Consider the following 23,216-nt stretch of genomic DNA (forward strand, 5'->3'; position numbering starts at 1 on the left):
AGCCTCCTTACTTGCCCTGATAGCCCAGATCGTTTACCTTTTTAGGGATGGAAAAGGATTCAGAGATGTCGTGCAACGGAGCCCACACTTGGTTGAAGAAGGGGCTGCGGGCGGCGACGGCTCCATAATTCCAAGCATTGCGCTCGCACTCCGGGCACCAGTGCCCTCCCTTTAATATCAGGTTCGGACTGGCCTCAAATTCGTGTCCGAACGCGCAACGCCAGCGCACGGGCCTGTAGAAATCACCGGCGGTATAATCGAGGCAGGCACCGCCACGGAACTCCGCGGCTTCCTTCATGTCGTTCAGCCCCAGCTGCTCCAGTGGCTTGCTCTCATCATAGCCGTGGTTCAGATAGACCGGTGTGCGGCTGGGCTCGGGGAATTCCACCTCATCCCAGCTTTTTGGCTGTGCCAAGGCTGCCGCCCGGCTTCCAAAAAAGGCGCGCACCCAGTCATCGTGTCCCTCTTCCAGCATCCACAGCGTTCCCATCTCCTGATGGGCAATCTGCTCGTGCATGGCCTTCATCCGCTCCTTTGTAGGCAGGGCCGCAGCATCCCCGTTTGCAATCATCGTCTCCATGGCCTGCCACGCGCCAGCGATATACTGCTGATAGGTCATCACACGGAACCTCAGGATATCATTGAGTGCGTCTGAGTCCGTATACCACTGGCCATGGAAATTGAATCGGGCAAACCATCGGGGCTCAAATACATCCTTGAATCCAAAGCCAAAGGGTTTCAGCATATCATCAAAGTATTGTATATAGTTCAGCCGAAAGCTCTCGCCGCCGCCAATGTTGTAAATGCCCCGCCAGAACTTCTCCGGGACCCAATCCTCACATACGTTTGCCAGGAGGAGCCCAGACTCGATGGAAGTCACCCATTCCAAAAGATTCTGCGGCGGCTGATGGAAAATGATCGGTTCCCGGGCTGCCGACTCCTTGGAGGGCATAATTCCTGTTTGACGCAGACTCACCCAATGCTTGAGCCCGGACTCAATGACCGCTCTCTCGGCGGCGATTTTAGAGACTGCGTAATAGTCAAATGCAGATCCCTTGATGGGATCTCCGCAACGCCCCCAGTGGATAGGGGGCAGACGGCAGCCGGTCTCTGCCACTGTTCCGATATAGACCAGTTTGATCGCATCCGGATCTGGTTGTGCCTTGATCGCCCGGATGATATTCATAGTCGATCCAAGGTTGACCTCAAGACTGCGCTGCGGCAGTTTATCGGCTTCGGGAGAAACGAACGCCCCCACATGCAACACATAATCCGCGCCTGTCACACAGCGCAGGATATCGTCGTAGCAGCAGAGGTCCCCCCAGACAATCTCCAACGCAGCGTCATGTTCATAGCGGGACATAAATGCTTTGTTCTTAGCGGAAGGCCGGACCAAAACGCGAAGGTTGAAGCGGTCGGACCGGGATAGGATCTGCTTGAGGCCCTCCTCTCCCATGGTGCCAGTGGCACCAGTAAGAAATATGATTTTTTTACTTAACATGCTTGTTCAGCCTCCTTACCTTACTTACTGCCCTTTTTGACAATATCCTCCTTTCAATTTTGAAAGGAGGATATTGTCATGTTTACTCTGCGCGATAACACACATGGTACCGGGCAATTTTGCCATCTTTTTCTTCCAGCAGCTCGCCGCGGCAGGGTATCTCAATACCGGGGTAGCAGATGATGTAATCCAGAACATTGCCGTTGAGCGAGACCGGCTTGGCACTCATGGGCATTGAGTGGAAATACATATTGAAAATCATGTCCACGCCCTCTTTTCCTCTGACAAACATAGGGTCCATGCCTGCACAGGTAGGAGCGGTGTCATAGAAGATGCAATCGTCAGCGAACAGTTCAGCAAACAGTTTGGAGTCGTTTTTATTGAAGACTTCCGCATAATTGGTCAGTGGATTCATAGTTGGATTCCTCCTTCAATTTTTATCACAATCCCTCGGTGCGCAGGAAGCCGTCCGTTCCGCCGTCGGCAAAAATGATAGCACCGCATATCGCCACAGACTCTGGACTCAGCAGAAACAGAGCAACCTTGGCAATATCATCAGCAGGCAGGAACTTGCCGGTGTTATACAGCATGGGGATAGGGTAGTTAATCATGTTGGCAGAGAAATCCGGGTCAGCCACACCCTGATCCATCAGCTCAGTCTGCGTAGCGCCGGGAGCGATGGTGTTCATGCGGACGCCGCGAGCTGCCCAAGAACCGGACCAGCGGCGTACCCAGCGGGCGATAGCATTCTTGGATGCCTGATACGCCTGATATTTGGCAGGTCCCTCCAGTGTTTTACCATAGGCAACCGCTGCGTCCTCATCGTTTTGGTTCAACATGATGTCCACCAGTTCGGTGTTCAGCTGGGGCAGCGTGGCGGAGTTTGAGGACACCACCAAGATGACGTCCTTCTTTTTCTCCACCAGCGGATAGGCGCCTTCTGTCATTTCTCTGGCAGCAAAATAGTTAATGCTGACGATGACATCCGCAGGCTGGGTGGGGCCAACGCCGGAGCAGGACACGAAGCCATCCAGTCCATCTGGCGCCGCAGCATACAGCGCCTCCAGTACCCGTCCCCGCTCTGCTTTCATCGCCAGATCTGCGGAGATGTTGACGTCCGCAGCGTCTTCAGCAGCGGCCCTTCTGGAAATGTTGATGACATAGTGTCCCTGAGCCTTCAGCTGTCTGCCGATTGCCGCGCCGATGCCGGATGATGCTCCGGTGATTGCGTAAATTCCCATATTGATGAGACCTCCTTCATTTTTATCACTTCGCACCTTCAGAATGCGAAGGGGAAAACAAATCAAATAGAGAGGGCGGCCCGATAGGCTTCATGGATAGCGTTTAGAGCCAGCCGCGGCGCCGCCAGTGCGTCGCCCACCACATAGCAGGGAATCCCTGCTTCAGCGCAGGTATCCTGTAGATCCTGAGAGGGAACCGGCTTGGACCCAATCGCCATGACCACAAGATCTGCCGCAAGCATCCGTTCCTTCCCATCCTGCTCCACGATAACTTCGTCCGCCCGGATTTCTTTGCAGGTGGTATTTACCAGGACCTGGATATCTTCCTGCGCCATTGCCATATGTGTGCCGATTTTCCGCAATTGTCCCAGCTCACCCAAAACTGAGTCTTTCATCTCTACGACCGTCACGCTGGAACCCTTCCCAGCCAGAAATTCAGCCACTTCCATGCCAACCAGTCCGCCGCCGATCACCACGGCCTTGCCCGCGGACACATCTTTCTGGGCCAGAAGTTTATGAGACTCCACGACACAACCGCTGTCAGCACCCGGGATATTGGGGATAATCGGCTTGGAGCCGATGGCAATGATGACGGCGTCCGGTTTTTCTGCCGCAATGAGTGCGGGTGTCACCGGCGTGTTGGTTCGGATCTCCACGCCCAAGTCACGGATGTTTTCTGCCGCCATGTACGCCGCCCGTTGGAAATCGCCTTTCCGGGGCGCGGCACCGGCCAGCACAAATTGTCCGCCCAGAGTGTCTCCGGCTTCGCAGAGGATTGGATGATGTCCGCGCTTGTATAGGGCATCTGCAGCCTCAATCCCCGCGATGCCGCCTCCGGCGATTAGGACTTTCTTGGCCTGAGGGGCCGGACGCAGAGCCATGGTCTCTTCCTCCAGAACAGCGGGATTGCGCAGGCAGGTAATGTGTTCCAGCGAGGGATCTTCCAGGCAGCGGCAGAAATAGTCATAGCAGCCCTGGTCGCAGCCGATGCAGTATTTGATAGAGTTCAGCTTTCCGGCCTTAGCCTTGTTGCAGAATTCGGGATCCGCCAACTGGGCGCGGGCCATGACCACAAGGTCCGCCTTGTCCTGCATCAGGATATCCTCGGCCATCTCCGGCGTGTTAATCCTCCCGCAGGGCATCGTCAGCAGACCGGTCTCCCGGCGGATACGTGCGGCAGGCTCCACGTTGAAGCCGTGGGGAATGTCCACAGGTGCAACTTCATATACGGTAGCTGCAGTCAGAATGTTGCCCCGGGAGATATTCAGCACATCCACACCAGCGTCTCCGGCGCACTTGCAGAAATCAATGACCTCTTCAATGGTCAGGCCGCCTTCCAGCATATCATCCTGGCAGTCTATCCGCATGAACAGGGGCATCCCCTCCGGCATATTGGCCCGAATCGCCTGAATACAGGCCAAAGGAAACTTTTTGCGGTTTTCAAAGCTGCCACCCCATCCGTCTGTGCGCCGGTTGATCCCGCCAGAAAGGAAAGAATGCGGCAGATAGTTGTGTGCACAATGGAACTCAATGACGTCGATCCCGGCTTCTACGACGCGGCGGGCCGCTTGGCCGAACGCTTCAATAACGGATTGAATGCGCTCCTCTGTAATGCCGGGAACTGTATATTCCGGAGAGAGCGGCATATCTGAGGGAAGCAAAATCTGCGCCTGTGGGTCGCTTGCTACGGCGAGGCCGCCTTGCCACAGCTGAACAGCGACACGACCGCCAGCAGCGTGAACTGCGCTGCACAGCTTTTTCATTCCGGGAATATATCGATCATCGGCGATGGAGAGGAAGCCAGTAGGGGCGCTTGCGGCATCCACAGAGCAAACCTCAATGGTATTCAGCCCACAGCCGCCCTTGGCTCGGGCCACATGGTAGGCAATCAGTTTGTCTGTCACCATGCGCCCGTCTTCGCTGGCCGCACTCTCATGGGTGCCCATGGCGGACATCACCACCCGGTTGCGCAGCTCCAACTCCCGGATCTTGATGGGAGAAAATAGTTTCTCGAATGACATTTTTCTGCCTCCTCAACAGCTGTTCCTGACAATTGCGCATACTAGATCCGCTCTGTCTACCGTCTCTGCTCTGTGGGAGACAAAGGGATATATTCTGTGCAATTATCATAAGTGAACTCAAATTTTATCTTGTCTGTATATTTATTATAACAGCAAAAGAGGCTGCAAAGATTTGAAAGAAATCACAAGTTACTTGCAGCGATCCTTTTAAAAAAACAGATTCCTCACAGGAGAATCGGAACGGTTCTTGTAGATTTGCTCTGTTCTTCCTGGCGTATTTCCAAAATATACTTCAAGGTCTGTGTGCAAAAAAATCCGAAATGCTCCCGCTTTTTTACAAAAAGAATATATGTATTGAGCTCGGAGTAGGTAAGCTGTATAATCTTCTCAAAAAGGAAGAACGGAGGATGCCGATGGAACAGATCGTGAGAATGCTGGAGAAGCCGCAGCGGTATTTTACAGCCCACGCCTCTTGGTACGGTGTGGTTCAGACCTATACCGTCTCAGAAATAACACCGTTCTTTTGGGAAGACGAGTGTGTGATGTTCTACGTTCGCTCTGGTTCAGGCTTTCTACGAGTGAACCAGACCTTATACCCATTAAGCCAAGGCTGTTTTTGCAGTATGCACCAATTTCATGTGTTCCGGTTTGAAGCGTCTTCAGAGGAGCCTCTGTGCATGGAAGTGCTCATCTATCCCTACCCGGAGATGGCCTACTTTGTCACAAGCTTTGCCGAAGATGATTTGGCTTTTGGGGAATCTACAGTGGTTCTGCCTGCCTGTCAGGTGGATCGTGAGCTAGTCGAGCAACTTTTAAGCCTCTATCGAGAGGAAGCCCAGTGCGCAGACGAGGACAGTCGGCTGATCCGGCTATGCATCTCAGATCAGCTGCGGCTTCTGTATGGAACTGCTGTCTCCGTGGCTCCGCTTTTCCCAATGCCCCTGTGTGGTCAGATTTTCCTTTATATAGGGCAGCACAGCCTGAAGGCACTGACGCCTGCCTCTGTGGCAGAGTCTTTTCACATTTCCACACTCCAGCTGAACCGAGAATTGCGCCGGGTTTGTCTGGAGGGGTTTAACGCTGTGCTGCGTCATGCACAGGTATGCAATGCATGCGCTTGCCTGCTGCGCAGCAATGTTACTGGAACCATGATGGCAAAATTTGCAGGGTTCAAGAGTGAAAGTGCACTATATCGGGACTTTTTGAGGTTGCGGGGAGCAACTCCGCAGCAGTACCGTGAAAAAATGCTGCTGAATAGAACCCAGGCCCAGGGGCTGATCAATGACCAGCTCTCAGAGATCCAAGTCTATGTGATGGAGAATTTTCGATCTTCGGTCACATGTGATGCCTGTGCGCAGAAATTATTCCTGACCAAGAGTATCATCAACCGCCTATTGAGCGAAAAATATGGCCCGGATATTACATTCCATAAATATGTCAACCGTATTCGTCTGCAGTTTGCAACGGGGCTACTAGCTTCCAGCGACTTGCCGATATGTGATGTTGCTATGGAATCCGGATTCAACTCTGTGCATACATTCATTCGCTTATTTAAGTTGGAGTGTGGTGAGACTCCTGCGCAATATCGGGAGAGAAAGAAGAGGGATTACGCATGATTCTGGAAGGCGGGAATATATACAATCACAGTGGCTTGAGCCGGAATTGGCTGCATCAGGACATGCTTCCCGGCAATGTTCAAATGCGCCGCCAGGTTGTATACAATGCCACTGGCTATCATTATCAGGAAGGCTGTCAGTTTATTTTGGTAGACCATGGAGGCGGGTGCCTCATAGTCAATGGGGATGCCTATTCCCTGGAGGCCGGGAGTTGCTGCCTTTTGTTTGTTCACCACTTTTACAGTATTAAACCCTCGCAGTCCGTTCCGCTCACACTTCTTTCTTGCCTATTTTCCTACAGCACATATACCTTTTTAACTACCATTTCACAATTTGATTTTCTTTCTATTGATGTTCCGTCGCCACCGAACTTTGCGAATTTTTCTCCGCAGGAGATGGTACATATCCAGCGGATCGTTGCCGCACTTTCCAAGCCGGGAATTGGTGCCAACGGAAAAAGCATTCCCTTCCTGCTGGAATGGTTGACCAGGCTTCATCGGCAGATTGGTCTTAATAAATATCATTCAACTTAAATACCACAAAGGCTGGGAATTACTAAAACCAAAAGCTTATGATGCCATACCCCACGGCCCGGTCAGAATCCGGGCTAGCCGGGAGGCGTTCGAGCGCTCCAATGAAGAGGAATGAATGTGGAACGGAGGAGGACCTGCTGCCCTATTATGCTCTGTTCGGCCTGCCCCGCAAGCTCCGGACGCTGGAAAAGACGCTTGAGAGTATCCCCAAAGCTGGTCGCAGGATACCAGGATGGGCTACTTTTGTGATGCCTGGCTCCTGCTCACCCAAGTCGCCGGGGCACAGGAAACGGTCTGACTTGTCCTATCCGAGCAGTTCCCGCTCTACCGGTCGGATGGGGCGTACGACCCCACAGAGCTGGCGGACTGGTTCCACCAGCAGGCACCGGACATCGCATACCGCTTTGACCAGCGCAACGGCTATCCTGCTCATCAAAAGAAGATAGAGACAGCTTGGGCCGGGACACAGGAGATGGCGAACCAGAGCAATTAGATGAACCTGGCCGGTTGTCAAATTCAGAACACCTACCTAAGAGACAAGCAAGATGGCCTCCTTAAACCGGAGGCCATCTTGCTTGTCTCTTTTCAAAAAAACCTGCACTCAGTCAAACCATTTTTGTTCCAGAAGAAAAGTGAATTGGTGTTTAAGAAAGATTCGGGAATTGTAAAGATACCTCCGCGGCAATCAGGTAAACTGAACACACTATCTGAATGGAGGGATTTTAATATGAATATCCGAATTTTGAGTACAGAACAGATCACCGCTTATGACACTTATCTGCGCATAGAAGAGCGGGCCGCTGGCACCCGGGAGAAGTATCTGCGGGATGTGCAGGCTTTTGTCTGCTGGCTGAATGGAGCCGCCGTGACCAAAGAGGCTGTGACTAGCTGGAAGGAGCGGCTGCTGGCCGAGCACCGGGCGCCTTCCACAGTAAACGCGGCCTTGTCCGCCCTCAACGGCCTGTTCCGTTTTCTTGGCTGGGAGGACTGCCGGACGCGGTTTGTCAGGGTGCAGCGGCGGCTGTTTCGGGACCCGGCCCGTGAACTGACCCGCCCGGACTATGACCGGCTGATCGCCGCAGCGCGGGAATTGGGCAGGGACCGGCTGGCGCTGGTGATGGAAGCCATTTGCTCCACCGGCGTCCGGGTAAGCGAGATCCGCTATCTCACCGTGGAAGCCGTTCAGCGGGGCCGGGCGGAAATTTCTCTGAAAGGGAAAGTCCGTACCATTCTTATTCCCACCAAGCTGGCCCGGAAACTCTTGAAGTACGCCAAGAAAAATAAAACCGTTTCCGGCGAGATCTTTCTCACAGGAAACGGCAAAAGCCTTTCAAGGCGGCAGATATGGGCAGAAATGAAGCGGCTGTGCGTCCATGCGGGCGTGGAACCCTCCAAGGTGTTCCCTCACAACCTGCGCCATTGTTTTGCCACGGCCTACTACCGGGCCTACCGGGATATCGCAAAACTGGCGGACGTACTGGGGCATAGTTCCATCGAAACAACCCGCATCTATCTCCTAACCTCCGGGGCAGAGCACCAGCGGCAGCTCGACCGTCTGGGGCTGGTGTCATAGGCGGAGTTAACATTCCGCACAGATAGCACAAACGCCGGGATATACCCGGCGAAAACTGAATTAACATTCCGCCCCAAACAAAACGGTTTTTCTACCTGCGGGACTATATACATAAAGAAATTATACCATTTCTATTCTCGAAAAGCAAGGAACTTCCTAACTTCCGGGCATGGAAAAGCAAGCCGCAAAAGGAGATTTTTTGCGGCTTGGTTTTGTGCGCCTCCTGCTCTCCTTTTATTGGGAGCAGGGGGCTTTATTTTTTGTGCTTGGTCCTTCTGCTGGGCACTTGTGCGCTAAAACTGTGGTCAGAATGTTAATTCTGACGCTGCGAGGTGATAGATGTGCCATTGGAAAAGAGCCAGGAAAGGCCGAGCCTTTCCGAGAATACGGAACGCCTCAGCAGGCCGGGACTGCGCCTGACAGACGAGCTGGAACTGCGTTTTCTGGAAAACCTGCGGGAGCATGGGCGGACAAAGGGGACAATCAGCACCTACCGCCGCAACCTCTCCAAGCTGCGGAAATACCTGCCGGAGGACAGCAATCTGGACCCCGCCTTTCTCTCCAGCTGGCAGTCGGAACTGTTGGAGCAGGGCTATTCCCCCGGCACCGTAAATAGCTGCACGGCCACAGTCAACGGTCTTTTGGAGTTTGCCGGACGGCGGGATCTCCAGGCGGGTCAGATCCCTATAAACGGGGAAGTGTCTTCGCCGGAGCTGACCCGGAATGAATATCTCCGGTTGCTCCAGGCGGCGAAACTCCTGAAGAAACGCCAGACTTATCTGCTGGTGCTGCTGTTTGGCACAATGGACCTGCCGCTTCGCTCCCTGTCCCGTGTGACTGTGGAGGCCGTACAGGAAGGATGGGTGTTTGCTCCACGGCGGTTGCGTGTCCCGCCCTGCCTGCGCGCGGAGCTGCTGGCCTATGCCGGGGAGCGGGGGATCGGGAGCGGCCCGGTGTTCTGCACCCGGTACGGTAAGCTGATGGACCGTGGAAATATTAACGTCCGCATCCAATCGCTGGCCCGCGACGCGCGGGTATCGGCGGAAAAATGTAACCCCCGGTGCCTGCGAAAATTATGTACTGCCACGCAAGAGAGCATCCGGGCCAATCTGGAGCTGCTGGCCGAGCAGACGTATGACCGCCTGCTGGAAAAGGAGTCTTTGACTGCAGGTTGGAGCGACTGCTACAAGGGAGGTGAGGAGTTATGAACGGTGGAATTCCTTTGGCGGGGGCGTTTCAATGCCTGGCCAGGCAGCCGCCGGAGGCCGGATAGAGGCATTATGGAGGGAATTGAAGCTCCATAGGAAAAACACCGATTTTTGCAGACCGCGGCTGTGTGCCAAATCCAGGTCTGTGCAAGGAGGAAGATACCATGAAAAGGCGACTGTTGGCAATGGTCCTTTCGCTGGCTATGCTGATGGGGCTGCTCCCCACGGCTGCGCTGGCGGCGGGCAGCGGGGGCCTTCTGGCGGTGCCCCGTATCAGGATCTGGGCCAGAGAGAGGAAGGGGCGGTGTCTGCGGCCAAGTTTACCATCTACAAGGATGGCGTGAAAGGCGACTCCCCTAAAGAAAATGTGCAGGCTGGTCAGTTGAGCGAAACCGCGCCCGATCTGACCGGGGAAAACCTTTACTTCGATCACGCCGAGGTGAACGGGAAGCGCGTGTATGAAGCGGGCACTCTGACGGGGCAGGATATCACCTACTACGGCTCCATCAGCGGGGCACTGTCCATTCTGGGCGAGAGCGAAACCATTGACCTTTACTATGTCTCCAAGTATCCGGTAACGTATCATGTGACCGGCGCGGAGAAGACCGCCGGGGACGATCTGGTGAAGAAGGGTGACTCCCTGACCTTTCGGGCAATGCCGTCGGCCAAGGGACAACGACTGGTCGTAAAGGCAGGAGATACTGACATTTCCAACACCGGTACAGTCTTTGGCCAGGACACCGGTGAAATGCTCTTTACGGTGGATAACGTACAGAACGAACTGACTATTACGATCACCGAGACAGCTGCAACATCATATACCTTTTCATATAATACAACTGACGGCGCATTCCGCAATGGCCGCATTACCAGCGGTAACAATAATCAGAGCATAACGCCGGGCGGAACGATCACTTTTAGAATTGAGTCAACAGCGGGCAGCCTGTTAAATCGGTACACATTGAATATGCTGGTCATCAACGGCCACGAGGTTCAGACTCCTGGCACAGAGACCGGCGAGGGTGCTTATGTAGAGTCTACCCTTCCAAGCGGCGAAACAGTACGGATAACTCTGGTGCAGGAGGACACTACAGCAGCTCCAATTCATTATCAGAATGATTATGAGGTTACGATATCCGATGTGTACACTGACCTCTATATCAGCGAAGGTAATTTTAAGCGCACAGACAGAAACGAGGTCATCATCAAGGAACTGTCCGGCATAGGAAATATTGTGGGCTGGGACGATGGCGCTGAGGAATATGTTCCGGGAAGCGTAAACCATGTGTATCTCCAGACGGGCAGAACCGGCAACGAGTTCTACTTCAATCTCAAGCCAGGCTATGAAAAACCGCAGCTTACCGTCAAGGTCAACGGTCAGGTAAGCGAAGCGGAGATGAATTTTGAAAAGAATATCGGAAATCTGCACGACGGGAGAGAACCGAGCTATACGCAGGAGCAATATCAGTACCGCTTTGATCTTCCCAATGGCTTGGGAGACAACATAGAGCTTTTCCTGACCGCGACTCCCATCACCTATTCGGTGGAATACCGGAATGATAGGAATAACAACGACCTGATTGGCGAACCAGAGACGGGCTTCACAGTGGTGGAGGGCAACAAGGATACCATCACCATCACCAGCCGGACACCTTATGAGACGGTAAAGGGGTATTCGCCGGATGGCTACGTTGTAAGAGGAACCAGTGCCCCAGTGTATCACGCCGGCGATATTGTAGATGTAAAAGATGTAGCCGCCGATGCCGCTGGGACCACCATCATCTTTGTACCACACTGGGTTCCTGTGAATGAAGTGAACGAGCGGAATATCACCATCAACCTGTACATCGAAGACCCGACCGACATCAACGGCAGTGACATTCCGGCGGCGAACTACCTGCGCACGGTGGCGGAGGGCGACGCCCTGTTCAGACCGAACGAGGAACGTGGCCGGGAGCATATCCGAGAGTATATTAGCAGCTCTGATGAGCCGTGGAAAGACACTTATAACGATGAGGACTTTGTGCTGCGAGAGGGTGGAGAGATCCAAGTCGTTAAGGAATCGGTTAGCTCCTTAGATTTCCACTTTGATGTGAAAAAGGGCAACCTGACGGTGAAATTCCAGTGGGGTGCGGGTGAGCAGCCCGACACCGCGGTGCCTGCTCTGCCAGAGAATATCACAGAGCAAATTGCCATCAAGCAGGCATTTTCTGTGGATGTGAGTGAGTCCATACCGGAGGGCTATACTGCTTCTACGACAACCGTTGCGGGGACGATGATCGAAGCGGGTGTGGAGAAAACCGTTTACCTGTACAAGGATGCGGACAATGACAATAAGCCGGACAACCACACCATCACCCTGACGTTTAATGCCGGTGAAAACGGAATCATTGATCCTAATAATCTGACATCCGGCGGAGCACTGTCAGAGGATCAAAAGACCCTGACCTACAAGCTGGTAAAACCAGTGGAAGGCGAACTGGAGGGCGACAAGTATCCGCAGATCCCGCAGGTCAACGCAACGGCGGACAGTATGGTCTGGACGGGCTGGTTCAACAATAAAAATGAATCCAGCCGCTACGCCGACTATGCGAACCAACCCGTCGGTGCAGACGCGGCAGATCTCACCTTTGATGCGCATTACGACGCTGCCGAAGGCCATAAAGAAGTTGCCATCCGCTATTACACCGAGCAGGAGAGCGGAGAGTTTGGCCTCGCCCGTACCCTTACCAGTTACCGGAAACCCGGCGAAACTGTTACATACGGCCGCCCTGCCCGTAACGGCTATGTGACTTCCAATGAGGGGACATCCGGCAGCCTGACCGTGACCGAGGATGGACCAAATACCGCCGATGTCTATTATTATCTTGACACGGACAACAACGACAAGCCGGATACCTACACGGTGACGCTGACCTTCCGGGGCACCGGCTATGGCAGTTGGGATATTGAGGACACCATGTGGGAGCAGATGGAGGCAGGAAAGGATTACATCTATGACACGGACTCCCGTGCTCTGAAAGTATTCCTTGTAAAAGCAAACGAAGCAGGCTTTGAGGCGGAGACCTATCCCGAGGCCCCCAAAGTAATTCCCGAAGATACCTACCTGTTTGACTCCTGGCAGGATGACAGCAAGCACGCCTATGGCTCCGGCACGGAGGGCGACGGCATCACCGTTGGAAGTTCCGTGGGGGCGGAAGACGCCAACAAGAGCTACACGTCGGTCTACAACGAGGATAAGAACAACGACGAAAAGCCCGACGACGAGCAGTACATTACGATCACCTTCCGGGCTGGGGAGCACGGGACGTTTGCCGATAGCGAAAAGACAGTGACTTATGATAAGCTGCTGCCGGGCTACAGCTCTTATCCGGAGGCCCCTGCCGTGACAGCAAGCACGGGCTGGCAGTTTGCGGGCTGGAGTCCGGAATACGATAAGAGCGGAACAATAGAAGCGACTGTACAGGAAAGCCAAATGTACACGGCGACTTATCGCGGGCAAGGCACGCTGACCTATGGCGGCAACGCACAGAGCGGCGGAGAGGTTTTCGACCTGCCGGATGAGCAGACCGTTTGGGAAGGAACCACCGTGGAGCTAAGCGGCCAAACGCCAACCCACACCCCCGTCAACGAAACATCCGTTGTATTCATCGGCTGGTCCAGAACGAAAACCGGCCAAATCTATGGCGAGGAGGATCAGGAAGCGTTTGAGAAGATCGCGTTGTTGCCTGGCAGGGTTTACATCGACAGCACGGCTTTGACGATCTACGCCGTATGGGGCTATGATACTGATGGCAACCAGAAGCCGGATGTGACGGAACCCACGGAAAAGCCCAACCTGATCAATGTCGTACCGCCTGCGGCAATCACCGTGGAAAACGGCACCGCCATTGAGGAGATGGGGCTTCCAACGCAGGTGACGATTCAGACCACGAAGGGCGATATGCAGGCTAATGTTACGTGGGATACTCAAAACACAAGCTATGATCCCAGCAAGGCAGAGGCGCAGACCTTCACCCTGAACGGCACGCTCACGCTGCCGGAGGGCGTCACGAACACGAACAGCATTCCCTTGATGACCACCATCAGCATCACCGTGAATGCCAAGGATGTGGAACCCGGCCCCGATCCTTCTGCGTCCTACACCCTGACCTACGATGCCAACGGCGGTTTCGGCGGGCCGGGGCAGGAGAAAGTAAGCGCGGATGAAGCGGAAAACTATCAACTGAACACCACCGACAAACCGACTCACAAGACGGCTGAAGATGGCACCATGATCATCTTCATCGGCTGGAGCGCTGAGCAGGACACTAAAATCTACGGCGCTTCCGATAAGGACGGCCCGAATACCATTGACAAGCTCACCCTGACTGCCAACGATGAAGTTTATGCCGTCTGGGGCTATGACGCCAACGAGAACGGCGCGCCCGACGTGGAGGAAGACGGCAAGTACACCCTGGCCTATGACGGCAATGCCATCAACGACGGTGATCAAGTCGCTGGCGTCCCCGACGGCGGAGAAATCAAGTATGTTTCCGGGCAGGTCGCAGTTCTGGACACCGAAGAACCCACCTACACCTTGGCGCCAGCCACGGATGACTCCGCTGTGATTCCCAGCCCCACAGACGAGCCGGAGACAGAGACGCTCCCCAGTGGAGAGTCCGCAGGTGAGGAAGAGCCCACAGAGAGCGAACCTGCCGCAACCGATCCTGTTGAGGAATCCATCCCTACCGAGGAGAGCGCCCCCCCCGTAGAAACCACTCCCGCGCATGTGCCCGAGTTAGCCTCCATCGGCATGACGCGCCTCTCCTACCGCAGTGCGGGCGATGGCAGCGGCGACAGCGTGGTGTTCATCGGTTGGTCCCTCAACCAGCACAGACAGATTTTCAAGGGAACCGATACCGAAGCTTTCAAGTATGTACAAATCGTTCCCGCCGTGACCTTCGACGATGAAGACATCACCGTGTACGCTGTCTGGGGCTATGATTCCGACAACGATGGCACAGCCGACGTGCTGGGCGAGAATTATGTGATTCGCTCCTATGCCGGTCCCAACGGCAGCATCGATCCGAGCGGAGACACCACCGTTGCAGAGGGCGGCGACCAAGGCTTTACCTTTATTCCCGACTCCGGCTATGCGGTGGATAAGATCGTCATTGACGGTGACACGTATCTGAACGACGGCAACCTCAATCTGGCCGGCTATGATGCGGACAGCAAGACCTACACCTTCACCAATGTGCAGGCCGACCGCAGCATCGTCGTGACCTTCTCCGCCGATGCGGACAGCGACGGCGTTCCCGACAAGTACGATCCCGCGCCAAGCGAGAGATACACTGTCACCGCCAGAGTAAACGACGGTAACGGCACCATTACTCCCGTCAGCAAGACCGTTGACGCGGGCGATGATGTTGTATTCACCATTACCGCCTATGGAGGTTACGCACTAGACTACATCACTGTGGACGGCAAGGTGGTCTACTCCAACAATGATGCAGAAAATCCATTCAAGGATACCTGGACGCTCAAGAACGTGCAGGCAAACAGCGAAGTTGTGGCCTACTTTGGCGAGGATCAGAACGGCGACGACGTTCCCGATGCGCCGACCTACCTGACCGTCACGGCGCGGGCCGGTGAAAACGGCTCCATCAGCCCCAGCGGCACCTTGCTGGTGAAGCGAGGCGAGAGTCAGAGCTTCAGCATCACTGCAAGCTCCGACTACCATATCTCCGATGTGGCAGTAAACGGCGTAAGCGTGGGCGCGGTCAGCAGCTATGAGATGATAAGCATCTCCGAGAACATGACCATCACGGCCAGCTTCGCCCGCGACAGCAGCGGCGGCGGAAGTCACACCACCCGCTACACCATCACGGCCAGCGCCGGTAAGGGCGGAGAGATCAGCCCTGACGGAAGCGTTCGCGTGGTCCGTGGCAGCAGCAAAACCTTTACCATTACCCCGGATGCGGGCTATGTGATCGAGGATGTGCTGGTGGACGGCGAGAGCGTCGGCGCTGTGGATAAGTACACCTTTGAGAATGTGCGTGAAAAGCACACCATCGAGGCGGTCTTTGCCGAGCAGAACGGCGGTGTGGCAGACCCGGACGACACCGGCGTATCTGGCTGGCTGAACACCAAGGACCACAGTGCCTATCTCGGCGGTTATGGCGGCGGGTGGTTTGGGCCTGACGATAACATGACCCGCGCCCAGGTGGCGCAGATGTTCTATAACCTCCTGCTCAATAAGAATGTGCCCATCACGGTCAGCTTCTCCGACGTGGCCCCGGACGCATGGTATGCCGAGGCGGTCAATACCTTGGGCAGTCTGGGCATCGTCGCCGGTATCGGCAACGGGCAATTTGCCCCCGACCGGGCGATCACCCGTGCGGAGTTCACCGTGATCGCTATGCGCTTTGCAGAACTGGACACCAGTGGGGAGAACATCTTTACGGATGTATCCGAGAACGACTGGTTCTATGACTATGTGGTAGGCGCGATCAAGTATGGCTGGATCACCGGCTACTCCGATGGCCGCTTCGGTCCTTACGACACCATCACCCGCGCCCAGGTGACCACCATCGTCAACCGGATGCTGGACCGCAGTGCGGATGAAGCCTATGTGGACCGCCACGCAGATGAACTGGAACAGTTCACCGATGTGCCGGACACTCACTGGGCTTACTACGAGGTCGCAGAGGCCACCAATGCCCACGACTACGACCGCACCAGCGGCAGCGAAGACTGGACACAGCTCTGGTAAGCATACTGAACAGTACGGAGGAAAGGGACTTCGTTCCCTTTCCTCCGTATGCATAAATAAAATAAGGAGTTCTTTAAGCCGTAATATACTTAATTGCCGCATTGCCGCCTTTGCAGAAATGGAAGAAGGCGGCAATGCATCCCACTTCAATACCGCTCTGTTAAAACACAGCATCCCTCTGCCGGATGGGCCTGCTGAATCATTGGAGAAGCACATGACAAATCCGGAAACCTTTTGCGGTGTGCCGTAATACCCCATTTTTCTTGTAACTACTCATTCGTTTTATCCATTGCCGAGAAGTGCACTGCCGGACAATTGGCATTGGAACATCTTTTTAGATTCCGTTTATAATTTGCTGTCTTAACTTTTGGCTTTAGGCCCATGAAACACACGGGTTCTATTTTGTATCCCCCTTTCTTTCACGCAGGAGAGGATGCCTGTTGACATCCCCTCTTTTTTACTTCCCTCTTCCTCCTGTCTCCTTGGCAGGACGCAGTTCTGCACTGGAGGAAGAAAACTCAAGTACGAGACCTACCTCAAGCTTATCATCGCCACCGGGATGCGGCAGGGCGACTACTGCGCGATCTGCAAGGGGGTGACATCAACTGGCAAGAGCACATCTCATCGGTTCAGACAGCTGTTTCATGCGCACACTGTAGTACAATCCTTCTCCAATTCATGGCGTCCCCATGACAACGCTGTCGCCGAGCCATTCTCCGCCACACTAAAACAGGAAGAGCTTTACCGGAAGGATTATACCTCCGAGGCAGACTTCAAACAATGTCTTGCCTCCTGCATCGAGTACATCGAGCTTTACAGCACACAGCGGCCGCATCGCACGTTGAAAAACCGCATACCCTGTCGGGTGGAAGAGGCATTCATGAACAGCAAGTGAAGGGGAGCGGTGTGCTGACATATCAGGGGTTCGAATCTGGCCGATTACATGTTTTGTATTTTGATTTTGTCCTGTTTGTATTTTGCAGATGACACAAGGCAAGAACTATAGGAAATTCTGACCTCCTTGCAGTGCAAAAAGTTCAGGCATAAATTGCCCCTACCCAATCCAAACAATGACATGCATTTGTTCAGATCGGATAGGGGCATTCACAATGGTGGAGGTGAGGGGAGTTGAACCCCTGTCCGAAAGCACTTTAACGGGACTTTCTCCGGGCGCAGACGGTTATTGCGGGAGTCTTTCTCCCTGTTCCCCTTCCGGATGGCAAGCCGTCACGCCGTCCGGTCAGGTGAGAGTCATCATGCGTGGGCGGGGCAACTCTTACCCGCCGCACGGACGCCACATCAACGACGCCTTCCCCGGCCTGTGGCCACTCCGGTTCAGACGGCCGCCTTTAATTAGGCAGCAATAGCAACTTGTCTGTTGTTATTTGATTTATAAATTGCCCGTTTTATGGCGGTCAGGCGCCGCCGCCCGCTGGTCCCGCCTCCATACCCCCGTCGAAACCGGTACACCCCCCTGTCGTCGGGACAGACTGTGCTCTACCCGCTCCCGGCTGCACCGAGAGCTCGCAATGCTCCGTTGTCCCTCCACTTCCCATCACAAACGCTTCACTGGTTTGTGATGGGAGCCTGCGATTCGCATCTCCATGCCGAGGGCCTTTCTGGGATATCTGGCAGGATACCAATGGAGATTGTAACACATCCCGCTGTCGGAATGTGTTACAATTCCATGACATTTCAGGTTTTGGTAAATTTTACCATCAGCTTCACCGGCGCGACTTTGGCCAGCAACCGGTAGAATTTGTAGAACAGCCGCGGCGTGTACATAGTCCTGCCCGCCTTGGCGGCCCGCAGCGCGCCCGCCGCTACCCGCACCTGGTCGCAGTAAGGCAGGTACTCAAAGGCCGGGGAACGGCCAGTGATGCTGCCCACGTCCAGGAACTCCGTTTTCATGGGGCCGGGGCACACCGCCGTAACGGTAATGTCCCTTCGCTTCAGCTCTTCACTGAGGCCCACAGTGAAGGAGGACACATACGCCTTGCTAGCGCCGTACACCGTCATCCGGGGCGTGGGGCAGAAGGATGCGATGGAAGACGTGTTGAGGATGCGTCCCCCGCCGGCATATAGGGAATGACCAGGTTCGTCATCGCCGTCATGGCCCTGACGTTCAGATCTACCATCCGGGTCTGGACAGCGGTCTCCGTCTCCCCCATCCGGCCCAGGTAACCGCAGCCGGCGTTGTTGATGAGGATCGCCACCTCCGGTTTCTCCGCCGCCAGTTTTTCCTGCAGGGTGGTAAAGGACATGGAATCGCACAGGTCCAAGGGAAGGCAGACCGTCTCCACCCCCACCATCTCCCGGGCGATCTCCTCCAGCCGGTCCTCCCGGCGGGCAATGAGCCAGCAGCACTCAATCTCCGGGAATATGTCCGTCAGCTGGCGGGCAAACTCCCGTCCCAGACCGGAGGACGCGCCGGTGATGATGGCCGTCTTCATTGGGCTCTCCCCCTCTCAGCGCTTTTCAGGCTCCGGATAGTCCACGCCCTGGGTGTCCACCCGAATGCTCTGAATGACCACCGGTGTCTTGGGCTTGTCGTTCCAGTCGGTGGGGACCTCCGAGATGCGGATGGCCTCCTCCACGTTTCCGGTCACCTGGCCGAAGGCGGCGTACTGCCCGTCCAAATGGGGCGCCGGGGCCACCATGATGAAGAACTGGCTGCCGGCGGAGTCCGGATGCATGGCCCGGGCCATGGACAGCACGCCGGTGGTGTGCTTCAGGTCGTTCTGGACAAAGCCGTTGCCGGAGAACTCGCCCCGGATGTCATAGCCGGGGCCGCCCATGCCGTTGCCGTCGGGGCAGCCGCCCTGGATCATGAAGCCGGGGATGACCCGGTGGAAGATCAGGCCGTCATAAAAGCCCTTGTTGGCCAGGGAGATGAAGTTGGCCACCGTGTTGGGAGCCTTGGCGGGGTATAGCTCGCCGGTCATCACAGCGCCGTTTTCCATGGTGATGGTGACAATAGGGTTCGTCATGTCAGACATATCATCGATTCCTTTCTTTTAGGGTGCGGTCAATCTCCCGCTTGGCGTCCCGCTGGGAGGCAGCCGCCCGCTTGTCATAGTTCTTCTTGCCCCGGCACAGGCCGATCTCCAGCTTCACCCGGGAATCCTTAAAATAGACGGACAGGGGCACCAGGGCATAGCCGTCCTGCTTCACCAGGGCATGGAGCTTGCGGATCTCTCGTTTGTGCATCAGCAGCCGCCGGGAGCGCACCGGGTCCCGGTTGAAGATGTTGCCCTTCTCATAGGGGGAGATGTGCATCCCATGGACGAACAGCTCCCCATCCTTTACCGTACAGTAGGCGTCCTTCAAATTCAGCGTTCCGGCCCGGATGGACTTGACCTCCGTGCCCGCAAGCTCGATGCCCGCCTCGTACCGGTCCTCCACGAAGTAGTCGTGGAAGGCCTTGCGGTTCTGGGCCGCGATCTTGATTCCCTTCTTCTCCGTGGGGCTCACCTCTTTCCTGGAAGGTTTTATTATAATACCATATTTTCCCCGCATCTTCAAGAGAAAGTCACAGTTGGCTTTTTCTGGAGGATATGCTATAATAAAGTGATTGAGTATGTCCTGAATATACAAAAAATAGACACAAGGTGGAATGCTATATGAATCAGACTGCGGATCTGACGGAGAAGACCCTCAGCCGGGAGGAAAAGTACCAGGGAAGCTTCCTGAGCCTGCACGTGGACCAGGTGCAGCTGCCGAACGGCAGGACCTCTTTCCGCGAGGTAGTAGAGCATGTGGACGGCGTGGCCATTCTGGCCCTGGACGACCGGAACAATGTGCTCACCGTCACCCAGTACCGCTATGTGATCGGAAAGACGCTGCTGGAGATCCCCGCCGGAAAGCTGGAGCCGGGCGAGGACCCGGTGGCCGGTGCCCTGCGGGAGCTGAAGGAGGAGACCGGTGCCGTGCCGGACACCTTCCTGCCCATGGGCGTGACCCTGCCCTCCCCCGGCTGTCTCAGTGAGCGGCTGTACCTCTTCCTGGCAAAGGGCCTGCACATGGAGTCCCAGCAGTTGGACGAGGATGAATTCTTGAATGTGGAGCGCATTCCCTTCAATGAGATGGTCCACCGCGTCATGGACGGGGAGATCGAGGACAGCAAGACCATCGCCGCCGTGCTGAAGGCAAAAGTGCTTCTGAATCTTTGAGAGGAGACTCTGCCATGAGCGATCCGAAAACCGTCCTGATCGTGGAGGACGAGAAGAATATCGTGGACATCCTGCGGTTCAATCTCCAGCGGGCGGGCTATCAGACGCTGGAGGCCTATGACGGAGAGGACGGCCTGGCTCAGGCGGTATCCGCCAATCCGGACCTGATCCTGCTGGATGTAATGCTGCCCAAGAAAAACGGCTTTGACGTGTGCCGCGCCCTGCGGGATCAGGGCAGCAGCGTTCCCGTCATCATCCTCACCGCCCGGGAGGAGGAGGCGGACAAGGTCCTGGGGCTGGAGATCGGTGCCGACGACTATATCACCAAGCCCTTCTCTATGCGGGAGCTGGTGGCCCGGGTAGGAGCCAACATCCGGCGGACCACCATGACGCCGCCGGCTGCCGCCTCTGCCGCGGCCTCCGCCATGCCCGTGTCCGGGGATTTGTCTATCAATACCGACAGCCACCAGGTCTTCCGGGCCGGTAAGGCCATCGACCTGACCCAGCGGGAGTATGAGCTGCTGACCTTTCTGGCCAGCCATCCCAACAAGGTCTACTCCCGCATCGACCTGATGGAGCAGGTGTGGAACTACGGCTATGTGGGCGACGACGTGCGGACCGTGGACGTGACGGTCCGGCGCCTGCGGGAGAAGATCGAGGCCGACCCCGCCAATCCTGTCTTCATCCTCACCCGCCGGGGCGCCGGCTACTACTTCTCCGTGAAATGACTCCGCCCCCCATTCTCTAAGGAAAGAAGGTGTTCGCCGTGTTCCGCAGCCTGCACATGAAGCTGATGCTGATTCTGCTGCTGCTCATCACCTCGCTGATGGCGGTGGTAGGTGCATTCCTGACCACCAGCGTCTCCAGCTTCTATATCGACACCTTTTACGAGCAGATCAGCGCCGTGTTCAGCGACGACAGCGACGGCTATGTCTCCACCCTCCGGGCCCGGGCGGCCGAACCGGACGGCGCCGCCGGCATCAAGGAGATGCTGGAGGGCCGGGCCGGCTCCCTGGGCATCGACTACCGCACCCGGAACTACTTCATCCTGGATGGGCAGAGCGGCACCTACCTGGACGGGTCTGCAGAGGCGTCAGAGCTCCCCCGGGAGCAGACCGCCAACCTGCTGACCGCCCGGAATGCCGTGGCTCAGGGCGACAGCACCCTGGTGGGAGACCGCAGCGACATCACCGCCGACTATATGGACGCAGCCATCCCCATCATGGGGGGCGGAAACGCCTACATCATTTACATCCTGGACAACAAGGACACAGTGACGGACCTGAACTCCCAGCTCTTCCTCATCATCATGCAGGCGCTGGTGATCGGCCTGCTGATCTCTGTCCTGTTGAGCTTCCTGCTGTCCAAGACCATGGTGGGCCCCATCGAAAAGCTCACCGCCGGGGCAGAGCGGGTGGCCGCGGGAGACTTTGACAGCCAGCTCCCCGTGGAGTCCACTGACGAGATCGGCATCCTCACGGGCACCTTCAACGAGATGGCCGATGTCCTTCAAGCCACGCTGGCCGCCGTGGAGAACGAGCGGAACAAGCTGGACACCCTGTTCCTCCACATGACCGACGGCGTGGTGGCCTTTGACCACGACAGCCTCCTTATCCACTGCAATCCCGCCGCCACCAATATGCTCCATCGCAGTGTGCCGGAGGGCACTACCTACGATACCCTCTTCGGTCAGGTCTATCCCTTCCAGGAGACCCTGGCCCTCCAAAGACCCAACTACGCCGAGGCGGAGATGGAGGTGGGGGACCGGACGCTGGAGCTGTTTCTGGCGCCGTTTTCCGACCAGGCCAGCGGCGGCGTGCTGGTGGTGCTTCATGACGTGACGGAGCAGCACCGCAACGAGGAGCGGCGCAAGGAGTTCGTGGCCAATGTCTCCCACGAGCTGCGCACCCCCCTCACCAACGTCCGCAGCTATGCCGAGACCCTGCGGGACGCGGAGGGAGACATCCCTGTGGAGACCTCCAACAGCTTTCTGGACATCATCATCACGGAGACGGACCGCATGACCCACATTGTTCAGGATCTGCTGACCCTCAGCCGCCTGGATGCGGGCAATGCGGAGCTGGTGCTCTCCCGCTTTCCTTTCGGGGACGCCATTGAGAGCGTCACCCGTGCCAATGCCCTGGCCGCCAAGCAGCACGGGCACACGCTGACCTATACTCCGCCGGAGAGCCTGCCCTTGATCGTGGGGGACCGGAGCCGGCTGGAGCAGGTGATGATGAACGTCATCGGCAATGCCGTCAAATATACGCCCGACGGCGGACACATCACCATCACCGCCGGCTCCACAGAGGCGGAGGTCTGGATGGAGGTCTGCGATGACGGCATCGGCATCCCAGAGAAGGATCGGGACCGGATCTTCGACCGCTTTTATCGGGTGGACAAGGCCCGTTCCCGGGAGTCCGGCGGCACGGGCCTGGGTCTCTCCATCGCCAGGGAGATCGTCCAGCGCCACCACGGCACCATCGCCCTGGCGCCCCACGAGGGCCCCGGCACCACCATCCGGCTGACGCTGCCCATCGGCGGGCCCTCCAACCCCATCTGAGAAAGTCACATCCGCAAAACCGCTGAAAGGA

Annotated in this window: 16 protein-coding genes, 1 other RNA gene and 1 pseudogene; 10 read left to right on the top strand and 8 right to left on the bottom strand. The window is 56.1% G+C overall.

Translation table 11 applies throughout. The features are described 5' to 3' along the window. Positions 1-7: 7 nt before the first annotated feature. The 4 genes from EIO64_RS02630 to baiCD form a co-directional block, all read right to left on the bottom strand. Positions 8-1,501, bottom strand: a complete 1,494-nt coding sequence (locus EIO64_RS02630) for an NAD-dependent epimerase/dehydratase family protein (protein WP_119311175.1) — start codon at positions 1,499-1,501, stop codon at positions 8-10. Positions 1,502-1,583: 82 nt separating this feature from the next. Next, a complete protein-coding gene (locus EIO64_RS02635) occupies positions 1,584-1,916 on the bottom strand; it encodes a nuclear transport factor 2 family protein (RefSeq protein ID WP_025543945.1) in 333 nt (110 codons plus the stop codon). A gap of 25 nt (positions 1,917-1,941) precedes the next feature. Next, entirely contained in the window at positions 1,942-2,742 is an 801-nt protein-coding gene (locus EIO64_RS02640) for an SDR family oxidoreductase (RefSeq protein WP_136890751.1), read from the bottom strand. A 62-nt stretch (positions 2,743-2,804) separates the two neighbouring features. Beyond that, entirely contained in the window at positions 2,805-4,763 is a 1,959-nt protein-coding gene (gene baiCD / locus EIO64_RS02645) for a bile acid Fe-S flavoenzyme BaiCD (protein WP_119311177.1), read from the bottom strand. A gap of 413 nt (positions 4,764-5,176) precedes the next feature. Between baiCD and EIO64_RS02650 the strand changes: the two genes are divergently transcribed. The 7 genes from EIO64_RS02650 (at position 5,177) to EIO64_RS02680 (ending at position 17,345) form a co-directional block, all read left to right on the top strand. Then, entirely contained in the window at positions 5,177-6,379 is a 1,203-nt protein-coding gene (locus EIO64_RS02650; protein ID WP_158629674.1) for a helix-turn-helix domain-containing protein, read from the top strand. After that, entirely contained in the window at positions 6,376-6,912 is a 537-nt protein-coding gene (locus EIO64_RS02655; RefSeq protein WP_136890752.1) for a hypothetical protein, read from the top strand. The genes EIO64_RS02650 and EIO64_RS02655 overlap by 4 nt, the downstream gene beginning before the upstream one ends. A 727-nt stretch (positions 6,913-7,639) precedes the next feature. Continuing rightward, positions 7,640-8,485, top strand: coding sequence for a tyrosine-type recombinase/integrase (locus tag EIO64_RS02660; protein WP_119311179.1), 846 nt, complete (start codon positions 7,640-7,642; stop codon positions 8,483-8,485). Between the two features lie 341 nt (positions 8,486-8,826). After that, positions 8,827-9,693: a tyrosine-type recombinase/integrase gene (locus EIO64_RS02665; RefSeq protein WP_158629675.1), complete on the top strand. Its 867-nt coding sequence runs from the start codon at positions 8,827-8,829 to the stop codon at positions 9,691-9,693. A 164-nt stretch (positions 9,694-9,857) separates the two neighbouring features. Further along, a complete protein-coding gene (locus EIO64_RS02670; protein ID WP_158629676.1) occupies positions 9,858-10,037 on the top strand; it encodes a hypothetical protein in 180 nt (59 codons plus the stop codon). Between the two features lie 38 nt (positions 10,038-10,075). Next, positions 10,076-16,450: an S-layer homology domain-containing protein gene (locus tag EIO64_RS02675; RefSeq protein ID WP_207754063.1), complete on the top strand. Its 6,375-nt coding sequence runs from the start codon at positions 10,076-10,078 to the stop codon at positions 16,448-16,450. A 433-nt stretch (positions 16,451-16,883) separates the two neighbouring features. Continuing rightward, positions 16,884-17,345, top strand: coding sequence for an integrase core domain-containing protein (locus EIO64_RS02680; RefSeq protein ID WP_136890754.1), 462 nt, complete (start codon positions 16,884-16,886; stop codon positions 17,343-17,345). 215 nt (positions 17,346-17,560) lie between these two features. On the opposite strand, the gene ssrA is transcribed toward EIO64_RS02680, so the two are convergent. The 4 genes and pseudogenes from ssrA to smpB all read right to left on the bottom strand — a co-directional run bounded on the left by ssrA (position 17,561) and on the right by smpB (position 19,969). Next, positions 17,561-17,924, bottom strand: a transfer-messenger RNA (tmRNA) gene (gene ssrA, locus EIO64_RS02685). 221 nt (positions 17,925-18,145) lie between these two features. Further along, a pseudogene (locus EIO64_RS02690) lies at positions 18,146-18,903 on the bottom strand (SDR family NAD(P)-dependent oxidoreductase). A 15-nt stretch (positions 18,904-18,918) separates the two neighbouring features. Continuing rightward, the gene (locus tag EIO64_RS02695; RefSeq protein ID WP_119311913.1) at positions 18,919-19,440 is read right to left on the bottom strand and encodes a peptidylprolyl isomerase; all 522 of its coding nucleotides are present in this window, start codon (positions 19,438-19,440) and stop codon (positions 18,919-18,921) included. A gap of 10 nt (positions 19,441-19,450) precedes the next feature. Beyond that, positions 19,451-19,969 (bottom strand): SsrA-binding protein SmpB, encoded by a 519-nt coding sequence (gene smpB / locus EIO64_RS02700; protein WP_081692081.1) that lies wholly within the window; start codon positions 19,967-19,969, stop codon positions 19,451-19,453. 104 nt (positions 19,970-20,073) lie between these two features. Here smpB and EIO64_RS02705 point away from each other — a divergent pair, with 104 nt between their 5' ends. From EIO64_RS02705 to EIO64_RS02715, 3 genes are read left to right on the top strand one after another with little or no spacing between them, the layout of a single operon-like run. Continuing rightward, complete coding sequence (locus EIO64_RS02705) at positions 20,074-20,622, top strand: NUDIX domain-containing protein (RefSeq protein WP_021748410.1); 549 nt, start codon at positions 20,074-20,076, stop codon at positions 20,620-20,622. Between the two features lie 14 nt (positions 20,623-20,636). Beyond that, entirely contained in the window at positions 20,637-21,350 is a 714-nt protein-coding gene (locus tag EIO64_RS02710; protein WP_021748409.1) for a response regulator, read from the top strand. A 56-nt stretch (positions 21,351-21,406) separates the two neighbouring features. Beyond that, positions 21,407-23,185 (top strand): ATP-binding protein, encoded by a 1,779-nt coding sequence (locus EIO64_RS02715; protein ID WP_249390775.1) that lies wholly within the window; start codon positions 21,407-21,409, stop codon positions 23,183-23,185. Positions 23,186-23,216: the final 31 nt, after the last annotated feature.

Origin of the sequence: Dysosmobacter welbionis (assembly GCF_005121165.3) — a bacterium.
GTDB lineage: Bacteria > Bacillota > Clostridia > Oscillospirales > Oscillospiraceae > Oscillibacter > Oscillibacter welbionis.

Bases quoted from the DNA above. Each gene is read 5' to 3' on its own strand.
- EIO64_RS02680 (WP_136890754.1), top strand. From the start codon at position 16,884: ATGCCTGTTGACATCCCCTCTTTTTTACTTCCCTCTTCCTCCTGTCTC.
- EIO64_RS02655 (WP_136890752.1), top strand. From the start codon at position 6,376: ATGATTCTGGAAGGCGGGAATATATACAATCACAGTGGCTTGAGCCGG.
- EIO64_RS02710 (WP_021748409.1), top strand. From the start codon at position 20,637: ATGAGCGATCCGAAAACCGTCCTGATCGTGGAGGACGAGAAGAATATC.
- EIO64_RS02670 (WP_158629676.1), top strand. From the start codon at position 9,858: ATGAAAAGGCGACTGTTGGCAATGGTCCTTTCGCTGGCTATGCTGATG.
- EIO64_RS02640 (WP_136890751.1), bottom strand. From the start codon at position 2,742: ATGGGAATTTACGCAATCACCGGAGCATCATCCGGCATCGGCGCGGCA.
- EIO64_RS02635 (WP_025543945.1), bottom strand. From the start codon at position 1,916: ATGAATCCACTGACCAATTATGCGGAAGTCTTCAATAAAAACGACTCC.
- EIO64_RS02695 (WP_119311913.1), bottom strand. From the start codon at position 19,440: ATGACGAACCCTATTGTCACCATCACCATGGAAAACGGCGCTGTGATG.
- EIO64_RS02715 (WP_249390775.1), top strand. From the start codon at position 21,407: ATGAAGCTGATGCTGATTCTGCTGCTGCTCATCACCTCGCTGATGGCG.
- EIO64_RS02660 (WP_119311179.1), top strand. From the start codon at position 7,640: ATGAATATCCGAATTTTGAGTACAGAACAGATCACCGCTTATGACACT.
- baiCD (WP_119311177.1), bottom strand. From the start codon at position 4,763: ATGTCATTCGAGAAACTATTTTCTCCCATCAAGATCCGGGAGTTGGAG.
- EIO64_RS02705 (WP_021748410.1), top strand. From the start codon at position 20,074: ATGAATCAGACTGCGGATCTGACGGAGAAGACCCTCAGCCGGGAGGAA.
- EIO64_RS02650 (WP_158629674.1), top strand. From the start codon at position 5,177: ATGGAACAGATCGTGAGAATGCTGGAGAAGCCGCAGCGGTATTTTACA.
- smpB (WP_081692081.1), bottom strand. From the start codon at position 19,969: ATGCGGGGAAAATATGGTATTATAATAAAACCTTCCAGGAAAGAGGTG.
- EIO64_RS02630 (WP_119311175.1), bottom strand. From the start codon at position 1,501: ATGTTAAGTAAAAAAATCATATTTCTTACTGGTGCCACTGGCACCATG.